Raw genomic sequence first — 19,110 nt, forward strand, 5'->3', positions numbered from 1 at the left:
CGCGTTACTCACCCGTTCGCAACTCATCCGGAGAAGCAAGCTCCTCCTTCAGCGTTCTACTTGCATGTATTAGGCACGCCGCCAGCGTTCGTCCTGAGCCAGGATCAAACTCTCATTAAAAGTTTGAGTTCTCACTCATTTCTGTCACTGACAGATTTATTGTTTTTTTCATTGTTCAGTACTACAACCTTAGTTGTAGTGCCCTGCACATTGGTTCGTCTTGTTCAGTTTTCAAAGGTCTTTGTCACTCGCTTCTCTCAAGCGACAACTATATTAGTATATCACAGGCGCTTTTGCTTGTCAACACTTTTTTGAAACTTTTTTAATCTTTTTTTCATCAAGTGTTCCATCTGCAACATACCATAGTCCGTACGGGATTCGAACCCGTGTTACCGCCGTGAAAAGGCGGTGTCTTAACCCCTTGACCAACGGACCAGAGCTGTTATTTTCAACTCTTACTATTATACAGGCTTTTCAAACTTTGTCAACACCTTTTTTAAACTTTTTTAATTAATTTTACAACAGCTTCTGTCCGTGCTGTGTGAGGAAACATATCGACCGACTGGATATAATGAAGATCATAGACTTCTACTAAGCGTACCAAATCACGAGCCAAGGTCGAAACATTACAAGAAATATAGACCATTTTTTCTGGCACATAGGTAAGAATTGTATCTAATAACTTATCATCTAGACCTGTACGTGGTGGGTCCACAATCAGAGNATCTGCTCGGTAGCCTTCCTTATACCAGCGAGGAATAATCTCTTCTGCCGTTCCAGCTTCATAATGAGTATTGTCAAATCCCATTCTTTTAGCATTTCGCTTGGCATCTTCAATAGCTTCTGGAATAATATCCATANCTCTGAGTGTTTTTACTTTCTTTGCAAAGGCAAAACCAATCGTTCCAACTCCACAATAAGCGTCAATCAAATGGTCTTCTTTATGAACATCCAGCGCTTTTACCGCCTCGCTATAGAGGACTTCTGTTTGTTCAGGATTTAGTTGATAGAATGCTCGAGGGGATAGTGAAAATTCATAATCAAGAACACCTTCTTGAATACTCTCTTCTCCCCAGATAATCTCTGTCTTTTCACCATAAATCTCACTGGTTTTAGCTGTATTTGTATTCACAGCTACTGTCACAACTTCTGGGAAATCTTTAACTAAGTCTTTTACTAGTTGGGTTAAATTAAGCTGACGATTTGTAACAATAATAATCTGAACCTGTCCAGTCTTTCTTGCTCGTCGGACCATTATCGTTCTAACACCTAGAACTTTTCTCTCATCCGTGATTGGAATCTGGTGAAAAGTAAGTAATTCTGCTAGACGATTAGCAATCACTTGGGTTTCCTTATCTTGTACTAGGCAGTCTTTCAACTCTACTAAATAGTGAGAGTTTTGTGCATATAAGCCCGCCTTGACCTGACTTTTAAATTTTCGAGTCTGAAATTGTAACTTAGCACGATAGTACTTGGGTTCCTGCATACCAATCGTCGGGCGGATTTCATAATTTTCATATCCTGCAGGGGAAAATTTTTTCAGCGCTTGATGAAGTAAGTCCGTCTTGAACTCCAGTTGCTTATCATAATGCAGGTGCATGATTTGGCAGCCTCCGCACTCATTGTAAATAGTGCAAGCTGGCACAACACGGAATTTAGACTTCTTGTTGACCTTCAGTAATTTTNCCTCAACAAAGTTACGTTTAATAGAAGTAATCTGACAATAGATATCTTCTCCTTTGAGAGCACCAGGCACAAAGACTAATGTTTTTTGATAAAAGCCGATTCCCTCACCATTAATTCCCATGCGCTTGATTTTTAATGGTATTTTTTGTTTCACTTTCAGATTCATACCCCTATCTTATCACATTTTGAGTTATTCCGCTACCGCTTGATTTTTATATTTCATTAGTAAGTAATGGCCTTGATATTCCTGATTTTCTTTAAAATCATATTTCCTTATATTTTCTTTAAATTCTTTAAAAGTTCCTAAAAATGTTCACAAAAAAAGCCCCATAAAGGAGCCACTATACTATATGATGAGTTCAGCAGGCAAGAAACTAGCACGATGAAACGTGCTTTTTTTATTACCTAGCACCATTATACCATACTATCACCAACCTATATATTCGGAAATCTAAAAGCCCCTAGATTCGTTTCTAAAGGTTTCTAGTTTTTTAATGGAGTTTTATATGATGAAGCCCTAAAACGGGGCGTCCTAGACTCCAGTTATTCAGCTGATGGCTACTTATATGCTTCTAGTTCTCTGTTCTGGTGGATTCTAGCAAAGTTTAAGACAGCTATCTGTTTGTATCTATGATAATTAGTGGATTTTGTCCCAGCAATTTCTAAACATTCACTTACTGTTTTCTTCCTCATGTAACAATAATGGATAATAAAGTATTTTCTGGCTCGCTTATTCTCTATCTTATTGATATCATGGACAAATGTTTCTAGACTCTCTCTGATTGCCTTTTCATACTTACTAGTCAAATTCCACTGATCAGGTAAGACAAGTTCCCAAGCTTCTTCATCTATTGTAACTTGGTTTTCACTTCCTGCCATCCTCTGGAATCTCAGAAAGTAGGTCATCCGCTTTCTGACGTTCATCATCGTTTTAAACTTATCCAGCTCCATTTTAACGACAACCTTTCTACTCCTATACCTCAGAACTATCTTAATCTTCTTTTAGGATTCCCAAACTTGGCAATCCTTTCATCTCGTTTTCTTTTACGTTCTTCAGCGGACTCTATACCTATCTGTTTTCGACGCTCCACATCTTCTTGATTGATATTACTCCATTTTCTGGTATGTACGTTCTGCCGTCTCCCATCTTGCGGATAATATTCAACGGTACATCTACAATTACTATGCCGTCTGTAAATATCATGGGGAACGGAAGGATATTTATAACTGCCCTCCAGTTCTTGGCACCACTTACAACACTTTCCAGCCGTTCGTCTAGTGATTTTAGGGCTAAGTCCTGCTTTATACTGAAATACCACGTTTTTTTGAATCGTATCATCTACAATACTTTGGGTAAAATTAACGATCGTTTCACCCACCAACCATTTTACAGCCCCAAAATCATCTTCACTAGCTAAACGATTGACTAAGCCATCAATCCTATCTTGATTCAACTCAGGAACTTGAGCAGGAATGCGAAGGTTAGCCCTAAGGTTTAAATCTTCTTGAACTTTTTCAGTATAATCACTTACAAGGTCATAGTTTCGACCTAAAACATCTTCTAGCAATCGTTGAGCGATATTATAGTACATCTTACCATCTGGTAGGCTTTCATTACTCAAGTAAGCTCCTAAGACCTTTGAGAGTATTTCACCAATTTCTATAGCATATTGATTGGCGTCCAGATAATTAGCTTTATTCTCTTCTAGCTTTTCTAGTAACTCTTCCAGAATCTCACTATCAAGCCTAGCTTTTTTCAAATTCGGCCTTAATTTTCTGGAGTAGACTCGGAAAAATATCTTCCATTACTTTTCACCTCCTTCCAGTAAACTGCCTTTTTCATTTTGACGCTCTTTCTGCCGTCTATAGTATCGTTTCTTTTGGGTCAATATCTTGTCTTTTTTCTTTTGGTAACGCTCTGCATCTTTCTTTTTATTACATAGCTTACAAACTTTTGAGAAGCCTTTCTTGTCTGAATGCTTTCTATAAAAGTTTTCGCTAGATAATTCTTTAGTCTCATGACACTTGGAGCATTTTCTAGTTACAGTGGTTTCATTCAATCCTATTTACTCCTTTTTGTCTTTCTCGCTCGCGAGAAAATATGTACAGTGATGGCGTGAAGTCCGGGAGCTCCGAGGGGGAGGGGGATATCCCCCCGTCTTCTCCCTGGTTGCTTCAGGCTCTTTCACAAAAAATATTTTTTCCGATTCACTTTATTAAAAAATTTTTTAAAATATTTTCTAATTACTTTTATAGAATCTTTAAGATAAATCTTTCAGCATTTCGGTCATCGATTTGTTGAGTTTTTGCTGGTGTTCATCAGGCATTGATAGGCGCTGACTAACTTCTCTATCAATCTCCTTGCGCTTCTCTTCTGTCAAGCGTTCAATCTCTTGCTGGTGCTTTCTTTCCTTCTTTTCTTTTAATAGTTCACCAGAACGATCTATGATAGCTTGCCACTTGGCGTCTCTTGCTAAACATTCTTGTCTATGTCGCTCCATCGCGTCAACTGCTTGTTTAGTTTTCTCTTCATAAATCTCAGCAGACTTTTCCGCTAAATACTTCCCGTATTCGTTTAAATCAAATTTACCAGTAGGTAGGGTCATTCTATATACCTCATCTTTCTATTTGTTAGCAGGGGGATAACTGAAGGGGGGAGGGGGTATTTTTTACCCTTGCCCCTTCTCAAAACTCTCTGCCATTTCTTTTAAGTTATCTTGATATCCATGTAAAAAATTTCTTGGGGTGTAAGATAAACCAAGATAGAAACTATTTAAAATCCACCCTTCTTTACTTCTTTTGTACTCTTCACTATTTTTAGAAATCTCTTTTTCAAGTTTTCTAAGTATCTCGTTTACTTTACCAACTTCTTTGGCGGACTCATCGCCCAACTTTACAATTTCCATTAGTTTAGCTACTGCTGGGGTAAAGAAAGTATTTTGTTGTTCGTCGGCCAATCTATAAATGTCTGCAAGCATAGCATGATATTCTTCATAGGTAACTAATGGATCTCTAGTTAATTCTTTCAAACGTCCTTCGTGAAATTCCTTTGTACGTTCTGCCGTCCATAGGTCACTTTTTGCCTCAATGTATTTTTCTGAGTTGATTTCTTTTTGAGCCTGTACCAGCTTGGCTTGGGCGTCTGAAATAGCTTGGTTTGCTTTAACCAGTTCCGCCTCAGTCACCTCAATATCTTTCTTATTCTGTTTAATCAGTTTGTCAATTTTATTTTCAATAGTTTGTAATGTTTCCATGTTCTTTTATTCCTCATTTCTTTTGATTCTTTTTGATTGTGCTTATTGGTTTCAACTCTCTACTGGGTCTTTATTCCTCATTACCTCCTCTTTCTCAAAACAAAAAGAGACGCAACAAAAAAGCTACTTAGCTTTAATGTTACGCCTCTAGTTGTCTAGTCAGCTATCTTTCTTTAATTGTTGTTTCAATCTGGACAATGTTGCCATCTTGACTAGTAAATACCACGCTTCCGAAGTCTGGTATTTTCTTCATCTCTATTATACCATTTTTGTTAAAGATAATAAAGTTATCCTGTAAAAATGGAGTGTAGTCTTTGTTTGGATTCATCTGTTTTTCCTCTCTTTTTTGGTGCCATATATTTAACATATCTTCTATTTTGTGACTTCCAAGCACTTCCTAGAATCTCTTTTATATCAAGGGGATAGGCCTATTTCCTGTTTTTGAATTTACATTTTCTCATTATGTAAAATAGAAAGTCTATTTAGTAGTCAAATGTTAGTATACTCTGGTCTAGTTCGTCTTGAGTATAGCCAATATATCCAAGTGTAATCTCTGGTGTTGAATGGTTAAATATTCTTTGTAGAATACCTACATCACCATTCTTTTTGTAATGATGATAGCCAAATGTCTTTCTCATTGAGTGGGTTCCTATATTTTCAATCCCACATTTATTTCCAGCTTCTTTTAAAATTTTATACACTTGAGTTCTTGAAATATGACAAATTTTTACCCCCTTGCCATTCTCTCTTTTTCTGCTCGGAAATAAAAAATCATATTCTTTAAGTTGTTTATTCTCAATGTATTGATTTAAAGCATTTCTTAATTGTTGATTAATTGGAAAACGTCTTATTTTGCCTGTTTTTTTCTCCCTTATTTCAATTTTGTCTTCTATGATTTGTTTGACTTTAATTGGAATAATATCACTAACTCGTAAACCTGTATAAATTCCAAATAGGAATAATACGTAATCTCGTTCATTCTTCCTTCTCAAAAAATCCTTAATTCTTTCGATGTCATCAGTATCTCTAATAGGGTCAACTACTTTCATTTTCAAACCTCTCTTAAAAAAATTCTTAGAGTTCATAAAAAAAGTGTAGTCATTTTGGGATATCTAGTGACTACGCTATCCGCTTTACAGCCCCAAGGGTTTTCGCCATGCGTAGTCATGTAGTCACCTTGCTCCCAAAAAAATAAACAATAAACGCCTTTTATCTCTTATCTTCATATACTCTTTAATAAATAGAAAATAACTACATTTTTATATAAAAGTCAATAATACCAAGAGTTTAGGGGTGTAGTCAGTAAAATAGTAAAAACAACACTTTTTTCTAACCCCTTATGTATCAAGGGTTTTCTTCCTATTTAAAATGTAGTCATTTTTTGAAAACAAACTACACTGACTACATTTTTTTCACGTAAGCTGGTTTAATACTTTTACCAAATCTTGTTGATCGCCTATGTTCCCAACCGTCTCGGTTTTGCATGTACTTTTTAACCTTAGCCTTATCCTTTGGCGGTACTTTGTCAGTCAAATACACCTCTTGAAAAAATAGCTTAATGGTCATCTTGTCCCTATCTACCAGTTCGCCATAGGTGTCTGTGTCAAGTTCAACCGTTCCACCCCTATTATTTCTATAGTATCCCTCGTTCATCATATCATAGATATAATAGCATCGCGTCCTGTCTGTGGTCGGGAACTGATACATTCTTTTTGGGTAAGGAGTGCCTAAATATCGCTCCAAATCCTCAAGGGTTTCATCAACAAACTTGTAACGGCTTCTAACCTCATTTACTAGCTTTTCCTGCTCGTCTGTCAGGTTCAAGACTTGGTTAGCTCTCCAAGCCATCACCATAGCACCCCAAAAGTGTCTACGGTCTTTCTCTGTCCACTTCCTGCCCCTATAAGCGGTGTCTTTGTGTACCTCAGCAACCAGAAAGCGCCTTTCTCCTGTCAGGTCGTTTAAATAATCATGGTCATTGGTTGCCCTCACAATAATAAAACTCTTAGGCAATCGCCTGTCGCTGGAGGCGTAAGGCGGTCTAAACTCCAGCTTGGTTTCTGTGATGAATTTCTTCAATTCTGAAAAACTAGCCTTTTTACTGGCCACCATCTCATCATCAAATACACACCAGTTTCTTACCATTCTAGCCTTGTCGTCTTTGTCTGTGAAGGTCTCAACGGTTGTAAAATACTTGTGAGTAAAAAGCCCCTCAAAAAATTGGGTCTTTCCTACTCCCTGCCTTCCAGTCAAGTCCAGCACAAAGTCAAACTTGATGGTAGGGTCAAACACCTTGGCAACCGCTCCACGGAAAAACAAGTCCATGATAATACGGTTATATTCATCATCCTTGATATTGAGATAATGCCTTAAAATAACAAAAGGATCACGCTGATTTACTAACTCTTTATACTCGCTTTCGCAAGATTCCAGATAGTCTTTTAAAGGGTTGTAGCTATTTTCTCCAGCTACCACTTCCAAGATATCAGCGATATCTCCTTTTTTATAATCCATCTTATACTTGGTAGCAATATAAGCCCTAATCTCTCTGATAATCAGGTCATCGATTGTTCCGCTCAAGGTTCTACCATTTAACTTAATGGACTTGGTAACGTCAATTTCATATGTAAAAGTGTTGTACTGTATCGCCCCTTTTAGTTTACTATCCCCACTCAAAATCTTCTTGAGATTGTCCAAGGTTATGGCGAAGCCTTTTCCTTTGGTTTTAGGCGTAAGATTCAGGCTATTGTTTTCCTCATTGGTCTCCCTTGCTTGGGTCAAGTCCACCACTTCAGGCGGTGCTTGTTTCTGATTTTCTTCAATGATTTTATTTACAATTTCTTCACTATTCAAAAGCCACCTCCTTATAGAATTTTGTCGCTATTTCTAGGAAATAGCTGGCTAGGTCTTTGCGTTTGACGATTGCTGAAAACAAATCTACCAGCTGACTAAAACTGTAGCCATTCACAAATAGCAAGCGGACAAAAAGTGAAGTCTCATACCTGGTATAAATGCCATTACAAATCAGATCAAAAACCCAGCCTTTTAACTCCACTCCAAGCCCCTGTCGTTGCTCGGTCAATTTGTTTACCTCTAATTCTTTCAGGATCGTCAGCAGGTCAGGACTGGCCAAAACTATCTTCAAGTCTCTAATTAATTTCCAGCCCTCTACTTCCTCTTTTTTGTCTTTTACAGCCACATACAAACCTTTATAGTGGAAATCCGTCAGCGCCTCGCCTATCGGTTCAAAGTAGATGAATTTGAAGTGTTCCCCATTCTTCCAAGCTTGGGTAGGGGTAGACTTGAGAAAGCCAAACAAGGCCAATTTGTCACTAGACAAGGTTAACTCTATCACTCTCATTCTCCCACCCCCATAAACTTACGGATCTCGTCCACTTTATAATAAACTTTTCTGCTATCGTCTCCTGGAGGCTGATAACGCTTCAAGCCCATTCTTTCCCATTTTTGTAAGGTCAAATATTTTATATCTAACTCTTCCTGTACTCGTTTTGCGGAAATCAACCCAATGATTCGGGGAGGTATTTTCTCATGACTTTTTAGGTAACGTTCTAAGGCTTCTAATATTTTTATTTGAAGTTCTTCAATCATCCTTTCAAACATATCATCACCTCCACGGCTTAATGCTTGCAAGTTGGATATATCTCCCATAGTCAGGGCTTAAACTCTCGCTAGAACTTTCTCCTAGTTTCCTGTTTTCTCGCTCCATTTGAACGCACTTTTTGCGGTCTCGGTGGTTTAGATAAAGCAGTAAGCCAATCAGTACCACCATAGAGATTACCGCCTGTGTATTGGTCAAATCTAATTCATTCATGTTATACCCTCGCTTTGTAATTCTTGATATATAACTGTTGGGCTTGATGTTCCATCTTTTGGAAAGCTTCAACTTCTTGAACAGTTACTTTTTTATTGATAAAATCAGCGATAAACTGAAATAAATTCGGATTGTTTACTTTTAAAACAGCCATGAAGTTATCAAATTCTGCTTGTGTCATTTTTCTTATGTCTGGTGTTATCATCTGACTTGTACCCCAATTCTTTAAAATTCTCACAATTAAGGAGATAAACTGCAATCCCGTCCAACTCTCTATAGAGTTGTTCCATCTGGTCACGAATAACGGCCAAACCCTCTTTCATCTGTCCAGATAAGATAGCAGTATCTGCTCCGTTATTTTTCGCCATTATCAGCGAATTGCTCAACTGTCTAACTAATTCAATTCTGGGAAGCACATCTCCAAGTCTGCCCCCTTGCTCTTGAATTTCCTTTATGTTTAATGTCATATTGTTTTCCTGTGCCTTTTTCCTGCTTTTTCCTATATTGGATTGTTTCACCACTCCAAACGCTGGGCGATTGCCCCTAGTTGGCGGACGCATGTAGTGATGTTTCGTGGGTAAATACCCACATTTCCGCTAAACAAGTGCTCAGAGTCGCCGTGTCAGCACTTGATTTTCAAAACCTTTTCTAATTGCTTGCCTGCACTTCGGTTTTCTTAATTTTTCTTCGTTTCGTTTTCGATTTGATCGCCTAATCTTTTCCAGGCTCTATCAAATTCATCACGTTGAATTTCTTTACTATGTAATTGCCTTGCTAGTTCCATGCCTCTATGCATGAATCTAGCGAAGTGTGTTTTTGCTTCCATCCCTAACCCTCCATCATGTCATAAAGTAGGGCGTAGTGCTTATCTGGGATTCTGTCCAAGGCTTTCAAGCCGTCATGTTCTGCTTTTTGTCTGGTTTCCGCCTTGACCGTGCTATCAAAGGCGATAGAAAAGGCGTTTAGCATTGCCTTATAGCGGTCTACGCTCTTCAAATAGCGCCCACGGTCTGACAATTCCTTGTCTTCCAGTTCCTCTTTTACCGAATCGTCCAAGAGTGCGAACTTGGAGTACACCCCTTTTTCCACTTCAAATCCTAGACGCTTGTTTTGTCTCAGATTGTAAAGGTTGACCCTGCAACTCTCCAAGTTGCGATAGCCTAATACCCCAGCGATTTCTTCTAAATTTTTGCCCTCTAATTCGGACAATTTTTCAGCAATATCTTTGAATTTTACTGCTTGATGTTGTTTTCCCATTGTATACCTTGTCTTTCTATGCTATAATCAAGGTATAGAAAAAATATCTATACCCTGAATCTTGTCGCTTGCTTCGGTCGCCAAACTTTCCGCAAGTGACTTTTTTTCTTGCCTTTTTTCACGCTTTTTTCCCTGTCTGGGGGTTATAAAGCAAGTCTTTACTTTCGATAAGATCCAGAATCCAGCTGAATCCCTGCTCCACTGTTTCAAGAAATGCGCCCAGGTCTTCACTGTCCAATAACTCGTAGTTTATACAAAGATACTCGGCTAGTTGTCTGTCCATCTCGACTAGCTTTTTAAAATCCTTGAAATACTTAGGAATTTCTACTCCCTTGGCATTTGTAACTGTCTTAAAATCATTTCCCATTTTCTATACTCCTATACTTTAAAAATTAGTTCTTTAATTTCTGAATATCTCATATTCAAGTTGATCATCGCTATTGCCATATCTTCCAATCGCTGATAGTTTGTCAGTTCCGCGCTTGTTAAACTGTCAATACCGTTTTCACTTTCTCGCTCTTGCATGAGTTGGGCTTTGTTTTTCCCAGTCGCTCCCTTTAGCAGTAGGTTTGTAAGAGTGCTATAGGCATGCTGAGGTGCTTTCTCCCATGATTTGATAGCTTCGGTTAAGGTCTTGCGCTTTGGCTTTTCCAGTTCCCGTTGAAGATAGCGTTTAGAAAGTTCATCACGCATTTCAAAGAATGCTTTGACTAGGTTCATTTTGAATTGACGTACTGGTTCAGTATTCTTTAGATAAGTGATCAGCAAGGTTGCCTGTTGCTCGTTCAAACGATAGATTTTCATCGGTCGCCCTCGTCCGTCTAATTTACGCATTTCAAATGCGATAATTCCATAGTTTTCAAAATCAGCTTTATGCTTTCTCAAAAGTTCTTGTATTGTGTGATGAGTAACTTCAGCACATTCAGCGATAATCTCGCTCGTGGTGTATGGCTCTTTCTTACCATCCATGTAAACCAGTTCCATTGGTTCGCTCCTTTCTAATATTTCGTATCAAGAAATTCATCAAGTGTAACTCCTAAGTAACTAGATACTTTTTTCAATGTATCAATACTTGGATTCTTTGCACGTTCATAATACAAAGCCGTTAAGGTACTTTTTGAAATTCCCGTAGCTTTTGCAACATCAGCGGTTTTTTTGCGTCGCTTCGCTAATAACAACCTCATGTTATTTCTCATTTTTTACCTCCATTTTAGAAATTTCACCATAATTGATTGAAAGGTGTTTGATATGGTGTACTTTTTGTACAACTTTCTGTTGACAGCAATATTATATTGTACTTTTTGTGCAATGTCAATACTTTTTCTAAAAAATGTTGAATTTTTTTTACAACATTGTAAAAAAACGTGGTAAAATACTTTTGAAAGGTGTTTTAAAATATGGATAATAAGTTAAAAGAATTGAGGTTAAATAAAGAATTTAACGGCAAAAAAGGGATGACCCAGCAAGAAATAGCTGATGTAATAGGAGTTACAAAAAGAACTTACATTTATTGGGAAAAAGGAGAGCGTCAAATAAAACCTATAAAAGCCCAGAAATTAGCTGAATTTTTTGGGGTTAGTGTATCCTACTTATTAGGTTATGGTGATGAATTAATGACTTTCAATAGTGGAGCAGAGTTTGAAGAATATCGTAATAATTTAATCAAACACCTAAACACCAGAGAAAGACTTGAAAAAAAACTAGGTAAATCGACTGAACAGTATAAACTTGATAAAAAAACAATTGAAAAAATTGAACTTATAAAACAACGTATAAATCAAAAATACGGGACTAATTCTCACGGAAATCCTGCTTACGATGCTCTTGTAGCAGGTATTGGTGAAAACGACTTTTTTATACGATTATTTGATACTATACTAGATTTTGATGAACTAAAAGAAACAGAAATTTCAGACTTACTTTATAAGTACCTCATTTTAGATAACGATAGTAAACATTTAATACTAGAACTCATTAACAAATTACCACAATCTAAAACTAAATCTTTATCAGAAAAAGATAATAAATAACAAGGAGTAACTATCATGGGATTTTTTGATAACATTAAAGACGCTAGCACTCACTCAACTGCCTCAAATGCTACTGATTTACACTATGTAGTCCTTCAAGTAACCTTAAAAGAGAAATTTTTTGGTACTGGATCAGGAAACTTGACAGAATTAGAAAACGTCATTAACACCCAAGTAGCAAAAGGCTACCGCCTGCATACAATCACAACCGCCAATGGTGGAAGCAAAGGTTTAGGCGGTGGCGACCGTATTCAAGCCACAATGGTATTTGAAAAAATTCTATAAAGCTCCCCCATATTCGCCAATAGCACCCCTATTTCTAAGGTCTATTGTGCAAAAACAGGGGAAATTGAAGAATAGAAAGCCACTTTTACAGACTAAAGTGCAAAAAACGGCAAAATTAACAAATAGTAAAAGACAAGCCTGCTACTGCTGACTTGTCTGACAATGCAATAAAGGTAACTTTCCCAGCGTTGAGATTTTTTGATACTCAAAAATTTTTAAAAAACAAACCAAAAAGATTGACAAAAACTAAAAATTACAGTATTATTAGGCAATGAGAAGAGTTTCTGCTCCCAAGGGAACAGAGTACGCGAAACACCGCCTAGTTCTACTAGGTGGTGTTTTTGTATATAAGGAACATATATGAAACCATTTCAAACATTAGATGAACAAATAAAACTTCTCCAGTCTAGAGGTTTAGAAATAGATAACATAGAAGAATGTAAAAGATACCTTCTAACTAACAACTATTACAACGTCGTCAACGGATATAGTAAGTTTTTTCAAACATCAAAAGATAAATTTATAGCTGGTGCAGACTTTAGAGAAATAGCTGCAACACACTTTTACGATAAAGAAATTAAATCAGCTTTTTTAAAAGCAATTATAGATGCAGAAAAACACTTTAAATCCGTACTGGCATATCGTTTTTCAGAAGCATATCCAACACCATACGCTTATCTAGATATTAATAATTTTGAAACACAAAAAGATACAAAAAGGCTAGCACAAATTACTAATTTAATCAGTATATTAGCTAGAATACTCAATGATTATAATAGGGATAAGCAAAACAATTCTATAAAACACCACTATAAACAACATGGCGTTGTTCCTTTCTGGGTTATCATCAATGAACTTACATTAGGGCAAGCATTTAACTTTTATAGAAATCTAAACACTGATATAAAAAATCAAATAGCTAGAGATTTATCACCATTCTTACAAGAAAATATTGAATACATCCAAAATAGACCTAGTAAAGACCTTTTAAGTGGAAAGGCTTTAGAAAGTATTATTAAAAATATACTAGAAATTAGAAATATCACTGCTCATAATAATAAGCTTTTCAATTATAAATGTCGTGAGAATCTTCCACAACTAGCTTATTTCCACTATTACAATAACAATGCTAATACGTCAAGACAATCTGTATATTATGTTTTTCTTGCCTTGCAATGCCTACTTGCTTCCACACAATACGCTCAATTACATAACACTATTATTAAAAGAACCAAAGCTCTAAATAAAAAAGCGCACTCCATTGAAGCCGGCATTGTATTGGACACACTTGGATTTCCGAATAATTGGTATAATATCACTGACACATTAAGATAGAACTACTTGCAATATATGGGCTTTTTAAAACCCTCATATCAGCCCTATATCCGCCTTGTTTCCTATTCTGGTACAATTTACCATCTGACTGCTTAAAATCGAAAATAAGGGGGTTCTCGTAGCCCCTCGCATGGTATAAACTCAAAACCTTTTCTAATTGCTTGCCTGCTGATGGAAAAGGAGTAAAACCATGAAGATTACAGAGTACAAAAAGAAAGATGGATCAGTAGTTTACCGTTCCAGTGTTTATCTTGGTATCGATACCGTAACAGGTAAGAAAGTCAAGACAACTATTTCAGACAGAACTAAGAACAGACTCAAAAACAAGGCTATCCAAGCCAAGGTAGAGTTTGAAAAAAACGGCTCAACAGTCACAAAAACCGTTAATGTTAGCACCTATCAGGAATTGACGGAACTCTGGCTAGAAAATTATTGCCATACAGTCAAACATAGCACCCTTATAGGAGCAAAAAACAACATAAAAAAGTATCTCCTACCAGCCTTTGGAGACTACAAACTAGATAAACTAACGCCCCCAATCATTCAGCACCAGGTGAACCAATGGGCAATAGATTACAATCAACTAGGAAAAGGTTATCAGCAATATAACCAACTCCATGCCTTAAATAAACGCATATTATCCTATGCCGTTTCCTTGCAAGTCATTGCTTCAAACCCAGCTAGTGATATCATCGTCCCACGGCGCAAACCCAAAGAAGGGCAAAAACTCAAATATCTGGATGACGACAATTTAAAAAAATTCTTAGATTACCTGGATCAGTTGCCAAACACTTACAAAAATTTCTCCGATACAGTGTTATATAAGACACTTCTAGCGACTGGTTTGCGTATTCGTGAGTGTCTAGCCTTGAAATGGTCTGATATTGACCTACAAAACGGTAGTATTTCAGTTACCAAGACTTTAAACACCCTCAAGGAAATCACTAGCCCTAAAAGTAAAAGTAGCATTAGAGAAATAGCTCTGGATACCACAACGGTACTCATGCTACGGCTCTATAAAGCAAGACAATCCCAAATAGGTAGGGAAATAGGGGTAACTTTTGAAAAAGTGTTCTCTGATACCTTTGACAATTATAGAGAAGCTGGAGCGCTCAGATTCAGACTAGAAAAGCATTTAAAACTGGCTGGATGTCCTCGTTTGAGTTTCCACGCCTTCCGACACACCCACGCTAGTCTATTGCTCAATGCAGGACTGCCTTATAAAGAAATCCAAACACGGCTCGGTCATTCTAAAATTTCAATGACTATGGATATCTATAGTCACCTATCCAAAGACAATAAGAAAAAGGCGACTTCCTTTTATGAAAAAGCCATTGAGAATCTACAAAGTTCCTAAAAAGTTCTTAAAATTCATCATTAAGAGACAAAAAACGGCTATATCAAGGGGGTTCAGCTTTTTCTCACATTTTGAGTTATAATAGAACTATGAAAATCACAAAACTTGAAAATAAAAAAAGACTCTATCTGATGGAGCTTGATAATGGTGACAAAAGCTACATTACTGAAGATACTATTGTTCGTTTTATGTTATCGAAAGATAAGGTAATAAGCGAAGAGGAATTGAAAGAGATTCAGGACTTTGCCCAATTTTCTTATGGTAAAAATCTGGCCCTCTACCACCTATCCTTTAAAGCTCGCACTGAAAAAGAAGTCAGAGAATATCTGAAAAAATACGATATTGATGAAAACATCGTTTCTCAAGTCATTATTAATCTTAAAAAAGATAAGTGGATTAATGATGGTCAGTACGCTTATGCTATCATCAATGCCAATCAACTTTCAGGAGACAAGGGGCCTTATGTACTGACTCAGAAATTAGCACAAAAAGGAATTTCAAAATCTACTATAGAAGAGAACTTGAAAGAATTTGATTTTTCTGAAGTTGCTCAACGTGTTGCAGAGAAACTGCTTAAAAAATACTCTGGAAAGCTTCCTGCTCGCGCCTTGCAAGATAAGATTATCCAGAATATGACCAACAAGGGTTTTTCCTATTCTGATGCTAAAAGTGCCTTTGACGAATTGGATAGTCAAGTTGATGGAGAAACGACTCAGGAACTCATCTTCAAGGAACTTGACAAGCAATATGCTAAGTATGCTCGCAAATATGAAGGATACGAACTTAAACAGCGTTTAACCCAAGTTTTAGCACGAAAGGGCTACGATTTTTCGGATATAGCAAGCGCTCTCAGAGAATATCTTTAATATTTTCATATAAAATTCACAGATTTTAGGTAATTTTATGGTACAATAGTAAACGATAAACTTATAAATTGTAGAAAGTTGGTTAGTTATGAAGCTTCCAAAAGAAGGCGACTTTATTACAATTCAAAGTTATAAGCATGATGGGAGTCTCCACCGAACTTGGCGGGACACCATGGTACTAAAAACAACAGAAAACGCCATTATTGGTGTCAACGATCATACACTGGTTACCGAAAGTGATGGTCGTCGTTGGGTCACTCGAGAACCGGCTATTGTTTACTTTCACAAGAAATATTGGTTTAATATCATTGCCATGATTCGTGATAATGGAATTTCCTACTATTGCAATATGGCTAGCCCCTACTATCTGGATGAAGAAGCACTGAAGTATATTGATTACGATTTGGATGTTAAAATTTTTACAGATGGGGAAAAACGTCTCTTGGACGTTGAGGAGTATGAGCGTCACAAACGCAAAATGAATTATTCTGATGACTTGGACTATATTTTAAAAGAACATGTCAAAATTCTTGTTGATTGGATTAACAATGGACGAGGTCCTTTCTCAGAAGCCTATGTAAACATTTGGTACAAGCGCTATGTAGAACTAAAGAATCGGTAAAGTTGTCAAACTGGGGTTAAGACCCCGGTTTTTTTATTTGAAAAACCCAGCTTGACAGCTGGGCTTATCCTTATATATCTAATTTTGTAACAGTAAATTTGATGTGGGAATAGTCTTTTTCAACATCCTTATCAAGCATGAACGCTGTGGCGTCCTTCTTAACTTGAACCAGGTCAATATTCTGGGCTTGGGCTGCATAGACGCATCCACAATAACATTGACGGTAGATGTCATACTCTTCACACATCTCCACTGAACGTTTGTATCCTTGATTTTTCTTGAAATCACTTGGAAGATAGTGGGTTGTGTAAATTTTTTGCACATCGATTCCGATGCTGTTAATAGTTTGAGAATTCTTATGAGGACTAATAGTCAAGGCTGAACCAAAGTAGTCAAAGCCCAAATCCATAGCCACTTGCGCTGTCTTATCCAGTCGGTAGTCAAAGCAAACCTTGCAACGGTCGCCACCTTCTGGCTCTTCCTCTAGTCCTCTAACTAATTTTCGGTATTCATTTGGCTCGTAGGGAGCTTCTAGATACTGGACCGTATTTCCTGTCCGCTCATTGAAATCACTGACAAATTTCTTGGTAACATAGGCGCGCTTATGGTATTCTGCCTTGGGATGGATATTGGAATTGGCAAAATAGATTGTCACATCTGCATACTTAGTCAAATATTCTAGAGTATAGGTACTACAAGGGGCACAGCAAACATGCATGAGAATGGTTGGCCGTTGCTCATTTTTCTCCCATACTTGTACCATCTTCTGCATGACACGGTCATAATTAATCTTCTGATTGGGGTTCATCTTGCTCAGAATTTCTTCTACATCGATCATGTTCTTCTCCTTTTTCTAGTCTTATTTTATCATATAAGTTAGGAGAGCTCAATCCAATTTAGAAGTGATTATCATAAAAAGAAGGGATATGCTTTCCCTTCTTTTGTGTTTTTTATAAGTTACTTTTACATCATCCCGCCCATCATGCTTGGATCCATTGCTGGAGCCGGGGCTACTGGTTCTGGTTTATTGGCTACGACTGCTTCCGTAGTCAAAATCAAGCTGGCTACAGATGCTGCATTTTGTAAAGCTGAACGACTCACTTTAACTGGGTCGATGATTCCCTCTTCAATCATGTTGACCCATTCGCCAGTTGCTGCATTGAAGCCTGTACCAAGCTCGGCATTTTTCAAACGATCGATAACGATAGAGCCTTCAAATCCTGCATTGTGGGCGATCTGACGAACAGGTTCTTCCAAAGCACGGAGAACAATATTGCGTCCTGTTGCTTCATCTCCTGTCAATTCCAAATCAGCTACGGCAGGGATAACATTTACAAGGGCTGTTCCACCACCAGCAACAATTCCTTCTTCCACGGCTGCACGAGTAGCGTTGAGGGCATCTTCAATACGGAGTTTCATTTCTTTCAACTCAGTCTCAGTTGCAGCTCCTACCTTAATAACCGCTACACCACCTGACAATTTGGCCAAGCGTTCTTGCAATTTTTCACGATCAAATTCAGATGTTGTAGTTTCGATTTGAGACTTGATAACCGCAACACGGTGAGAAATCGCTTCAGGATTTCCAGCACCTTCTACGATAACAGTGCTATCTTTGTCCACAGTTACTCTCACTGCTTGACCCAGTGCTTCAATTGTCGCATCTTTCAACTCAAGACCTAGATCTTCTGTGATAACTGTTCCACCTGTTAAGATGGCGATATCTTCAAGCATTGCTTTACGACGGTCACCAAAACCAGGTGCCTTGACTGCTACCACGTTGAAGGTCCCACGAATCTTATTCAAAACAAGTGTAGGCAATGCTTCACCATCCACATCATCCGCAATAATCAAGAGTGGACGACTGCTTTGGAGAATACTTTCTAGGAGCGGCAAGATTTCTTGGATATTTGAGATCTTCTTATCAGTAATCAAAATGTATGGATTTTCAAGGTCAGCCACCATTTTTTCGCTATCTGTCACCATGTACTGTGAAAGGTAACCACGGTCGAACTGCATTCCTTCAACAACTTCCAGTTCTGTTTCCATACCACGTGACTCTTCGATAGTGATGACTCCATCTTTTCCAACCTTTTCCATGGCTTCAGAGATGTACTCACCGACTTTTTCAGAACGAGAAGAGACAGCAGCAACCTGAGCGATGGCTTCTTTGTTGGAAACAGGGATAGCGTTGTTTTTCAAGGCTTCTACTGCTGCAGCAACTGCTGTTTCAATACCGCGACGAATGCCGATTGGATTTGCGCCTGCTGTGACGTTTTTGATTCCTTCACGGACGATCGCTTGGGTCAAAACAGTTGCAGTTGTAGTCCCGTCACCTGCGATATCATTGGTTTTTGAAGCTACTTCTGATACCAATTTGGCACCCATATTTTCAAAATGGTCTTCCAATTCGATTTCTTTGGCAATGGTCACACCATCATTGGTAATCAAGGGTGAGCCAAATGATTTTTCAAGAACGACATTACGACCTTTTGGTCCCAAGGTTACTTTAACAGTGTCTGCAAGGATATCGACACCACGAACCATAGCTGAACGGGCATCTGATGAAAATTTAATTTCTTTTGACAT

At 37.7% G+C, this 19,110-nt stretch carries 27 protein-coding genes, 1 tRNA gene and 1 rRNA gene; 6 read left to right on the forward strand and 23 right to left on the reverse strand.

All coding sequences use genetic code 11. The features are described 5' to 3' along the window. The 21 genes from D8848_RS07140 to D8848_RS07240 form a co-directional block, all read right to left on the reverse strand. A 16S ribosomal RNA gene (locus D8848_RS07140) occupies positions 1-120 on the reverse strand; the annotation flags it as partial. A gap of 243 nt (positions 121-363) precedes the next feature. After that, positions 364-435, reverse strand: a tRNA-Glu gene (locus D8848_RS07150). Positions 436-496: 61 nt separating this feature from the next. Then, positions 497-1,852, reverse strand: a complete 1,356-nt coding sequence (rlmD, locus tag D8848_RS07155; RefSeq protein ID WP_125450661.1) for a 23S rRNA (uracil(1939)-C(5))-methyltransferase RlmD — start codon at positions 1,850-1,852, stop codon at positions 497-499. A gap of 392 nt (positions 1,853-2,244) precedes the next feature. Then, positions 2,245-2,637 (reverse strand): transcriptional regulator, encoded by a 393-nt coding sequence (locus D8848_RS07160; protein WP_125443986.1) that lies wholly within the window; start codon positions 2,635-2,637, stop codon positions 2,245-2,247. Between the two features lie 35 nt (positions 2,638-2,672). Beyond that, a complete protein-coding gene (locus tag D8848_RS07165) occupies positions 2,673-3,308 on the reverse strand; it encodes a hypothetical protein (protein ID WP_260467297.1) in 636 nt (211 codons plus the stop codon). A gap of 183 nt (positions 3,309-3,491) precedes the next feature. Then, positions 3,492-3,746, reverse strand: a complete 255-nt coding sequence (locus D8848_RS07170) for a hypothetical protein (protein WP_125443988.1) — start codon at positions 3,744-3,746, stop codon at positions 3,492-3,494. 201 nt (positions 3,747-3,947) lie between these two features. Further along, positions 3,948-4,292: a hypothetical protein gene (locus D8848_RS07175; RefSeq protein ID WP_125443990.1), complete on the reverse strand. Its 345-nt coding sequence runs from the start codon at positions 4,290-4,292 to the stop codon at positions 3,948-3,950. 63 nt (positions 4,293-4,355) lie between these two features. After that, a complete protein-coding gene (locus D8848_RS07180) occupies positions 4,356-4,940 on the reverse strand; it encodes a hypothetical protein (RefSeq protein ID WP_125443992.1) in 585 nt (194 codons plus the stop codon). Between the two features lie 163 nt (positions 4,941-5,103). Next, a complete protein-coding gene (locus tag D8848_RS07185) occupies positions 5,104-5,268 on the reverse strand; it encodes a DUF2292 domain-containing protein (RefSeq protein ID WP_001823479.1) in 165 nt (54 codons plus the stop codon). A 154-nt stretch (positions 5,269-5,422) separates the two neighbouring features. Then, positions 5,423-5,989: a site-specific integrase gene (locus D8848_RS07190; RefSeq protein ID WP_125443994.1), complete on the reverse strand. Its 567-nt coding sequence runs from the start codon at positions 5,987-5,989 to the stop codon at positions 5,423-5,425. 352 nt (positions 5,990-6,341) lie between these two features. Beyond that, positions 6,342-7,793 (reverse strand): virulence-associated E family protein, encoded by a 1,452-nt coding sequence (locus tag D8848_RS07195; RefSeq protein WP_125443996.1) that lies wholly within the window; start codon positions 7,791-7,793, stop codon positions 6,342-6,344. Then, positions 7,786-8,301 carry a hypothetical protein gene (locus D8848_RS07200; RefSeq protein WP_125443998.1) on the reverse strand — a complete coding sequence of 172 codons (516 nt, stop codon included), beginning with the start codon at positions 8,299-8,301 and terminating at the stop codon, positions 7,786-7,788. The genes D8848_RS07195 and D8848_RS07200 overlap by 8 nt, the downstream gene beginning before the upstream one ends. After that, the gene (locus tag D8848_RS07205; RefSeq protein WP_125443999.1) at positions 8,298-8,561 is read right to left on the reverse strand and encodes a hypothetical protein; all 264 of its coding nucleotides are present in this window, start codon (positions 8,559-8,561) and stop codon (positions 8,298-8,300) included. Before D8848_RS07205 ends, D8848_RS07200 begins: the two co-directional genes overlap by 4 nt. A 4-nt stretch (positions 8,562-8,565) precedes the next feature. Next, positions 8,566-8,772, reverse strand: coding sequence for a hypothetical protein (locus tag D8848_RS10930; RefSeq protein WP_125444000.1), 207 nt, complete (start codon positions 8,770-8,772; stop codon positions 8,566-8,568). Position 8,773: 1 nt separating this feature from the next. Next, positions 8,774-8,974 carry a hypothetical protein gene (locus tag D8848_RS07215; RefSeq protein ID WP_125444019.1) on the reverse strand — a complete coding sequence of 67 codons (201 nt, stop codon included), beginning with the start codon at positions 8,972-8,974 and terminating at the stop codon, positions 8,774-8,776. Then, a complete protein-coding gene (locus D8848_RS07220; RefSeq protein WP_260467298.1) occupies positions 8,934-9,239 on the reverse strand; it encodes a hypothetical protein in 306 nt (101 codons plus the stop codon). The genes D8848_RS07215 and D8848_RS07220 overlap by 41 nt, the downstream gene beginning before the upstream one ends. Positions 9,240-9,448: 209 nt before the next feature. Further along, complete coding sequence (locus tag D8848_RS10780; protein WP_185756869.1) at positions 9,449-9,598, reverse strand: hypothetical protein; 150 nt, start codon at positions 9,596-9,598, stop codon at positions 9,449-9,451. A gap of 2 nt (positions 9,599-9,600) precedes the next feature. Beyond that, positions 9,601-10,029 carry a hypothetical protein gene (locus tag D8848_RS07225; RefSeq protein WP_000517935.1) on the reverse strand — a complete coding sequence of 143 codons (429 nt, stop codon included), beginning with the start codon at positions 10,027-10,029 and terminating at the stop codon, positions 9,601-9,603. Positions 10,030-10,147: 118 nt separating this feature from the next. Continuing rightward, positions 10,148-10,396, reverse strand: coding sequence for a hypothetical protein (locus D8848_RS07230; RefSeq protein WP_125444002.1), 249 nt, complete (start codon positions 10,394-10,396; stop codon positions 10,148-10,150). Positions 10,397-10,407: 11 nt separating this feature from the next. Further along, a complete protein-coding gene (locus tag D8848_RS07235) occupies positions 10,408-11,013 on the reverse strand; it encodes a Rha family transcriptional regulator (RefSeq protein ID WP_125444004.1) in 606 nt (201 codons plus the stop codon). Between the two features lie 14 nt (positions 11,014-11,027). Next, entirely contained in the window at positions 11,028-11,225 is a 198-nt protein-coding gene (locus tag D8848_RS07240; RefSeq protein WP_115904581.1) for a helix-turn-helix domain-containing protein, read from the reverse strand. Positions 11,226-11,426: 201 nt separating this feature from the next. Between D8848_RS07240 and D8848_RS07245 the strand changes: the two genes are divergently transcribed. The 6 genes from D8848_RS07245 (at position 11,427) to ntdP (ending at position 16,524) form a co-directional block, all read left to right on the forward strand. Beyond that, positions 11,427-12,059, forward strand: coding sequence for a helix-turn-helix transcriptional regulator (locus D8848_RS07245; RefSeq protein ID WP_125444006.1), 633 nt, complete (start codon positions 11,427-11,429; stop codon positions 12,057-12,059). Between the two features lie 15 nt (positions 12,060-12,074). After that, entirely contained in the window at positions 12,075-12,344 is a 270-nt protein-coding gene (locus D8848_RS07250) for a hypothetical protein (protein WP_033676327.1), read from the forward strand. A gap of 360 nt (positions 12,345-12,704) precedes the next feature. Beyond that, entirely contained in the window at positions 12,705-13,679 is a 975-nt protein-coding gene (locus D8848_RS07255; protein ID WP_125444008.1) for an Abi family protein, read from the forward strand. A 190-nt stretch (positions 13,680-13,869) separates the two neighbouring features. After that, positions 13,870-15,036, forward strand: coding sequence for a tyrosine-type recombinase/integrase (locus D8848_RS07265; RefSeq protein ID WP_125444009.1), 1,167 nt, complete (start codon positions 13,870-13,872; stop codon positions 15,034-15,036). 89 nt (positions 15,037-15,125) lie between these two features. Then, positions 15,126-15,902, forward strand: coding sequence for a recombination regulator RecX (gene recX / locus D8848_RS07270; protein ID WP_125444011.1), 777 nt, complete (start codon positions 15,126-15,128; stop codon positions 15,900-15,902). A gap of 88 nt (positions 15,903-15,990) precedes the next feature. Next, positions 15,991-16,524, forward strand: a complete 534-nt coding sequence (ntdP, locus tag D8848_RS07275) for a nucleoside tri-diphosphate phosphatase (RefSeq protein ID WP_000775316.1) — start codon at positions 15,991-15,993, stop codon at positions 16,522-16,524. Positions 16,525-16,594: 70 nt separating this feature from the next. On the opposite strand, the gene D8848_RS07280 is transcribed toward ntdP, so the two are convergent. Continuing rightward, positions 16,595-17,362 carry an epoxyqueuosine reductase QueH gene (locus D8848_RS07280; protein ID WP_000567569.1) on the reverse strand — a complete coding sequence of 256 codons (768 nt, stop codon included), beginning with the start codon at positions 17,360-17,362 and terminating at the stop codon, positions 16,595-16,597. A gap of 125 nt (positions 17,363-17,487) precedes the next feature. After that, positions 17,488-19,110: a chaperonin GroEL gene (groL, locus tag D8848_RS07285; RefSeq protein ID WP_125444013.1), complete on the reverse strand. Its 1,623-nt coding sequence runs from the start codon at positions 19,108-19,110 to the stop codon at positions 17,488-17,490.

Source organism: Streptococcus mitis (assembly GCF_003942775.1).
Lineage (GTDB): Bacteria > Bacillota > Bacilli > Lactobacillales > Streptococcaceae > Streptococcus > Streptococcus mitis_CN.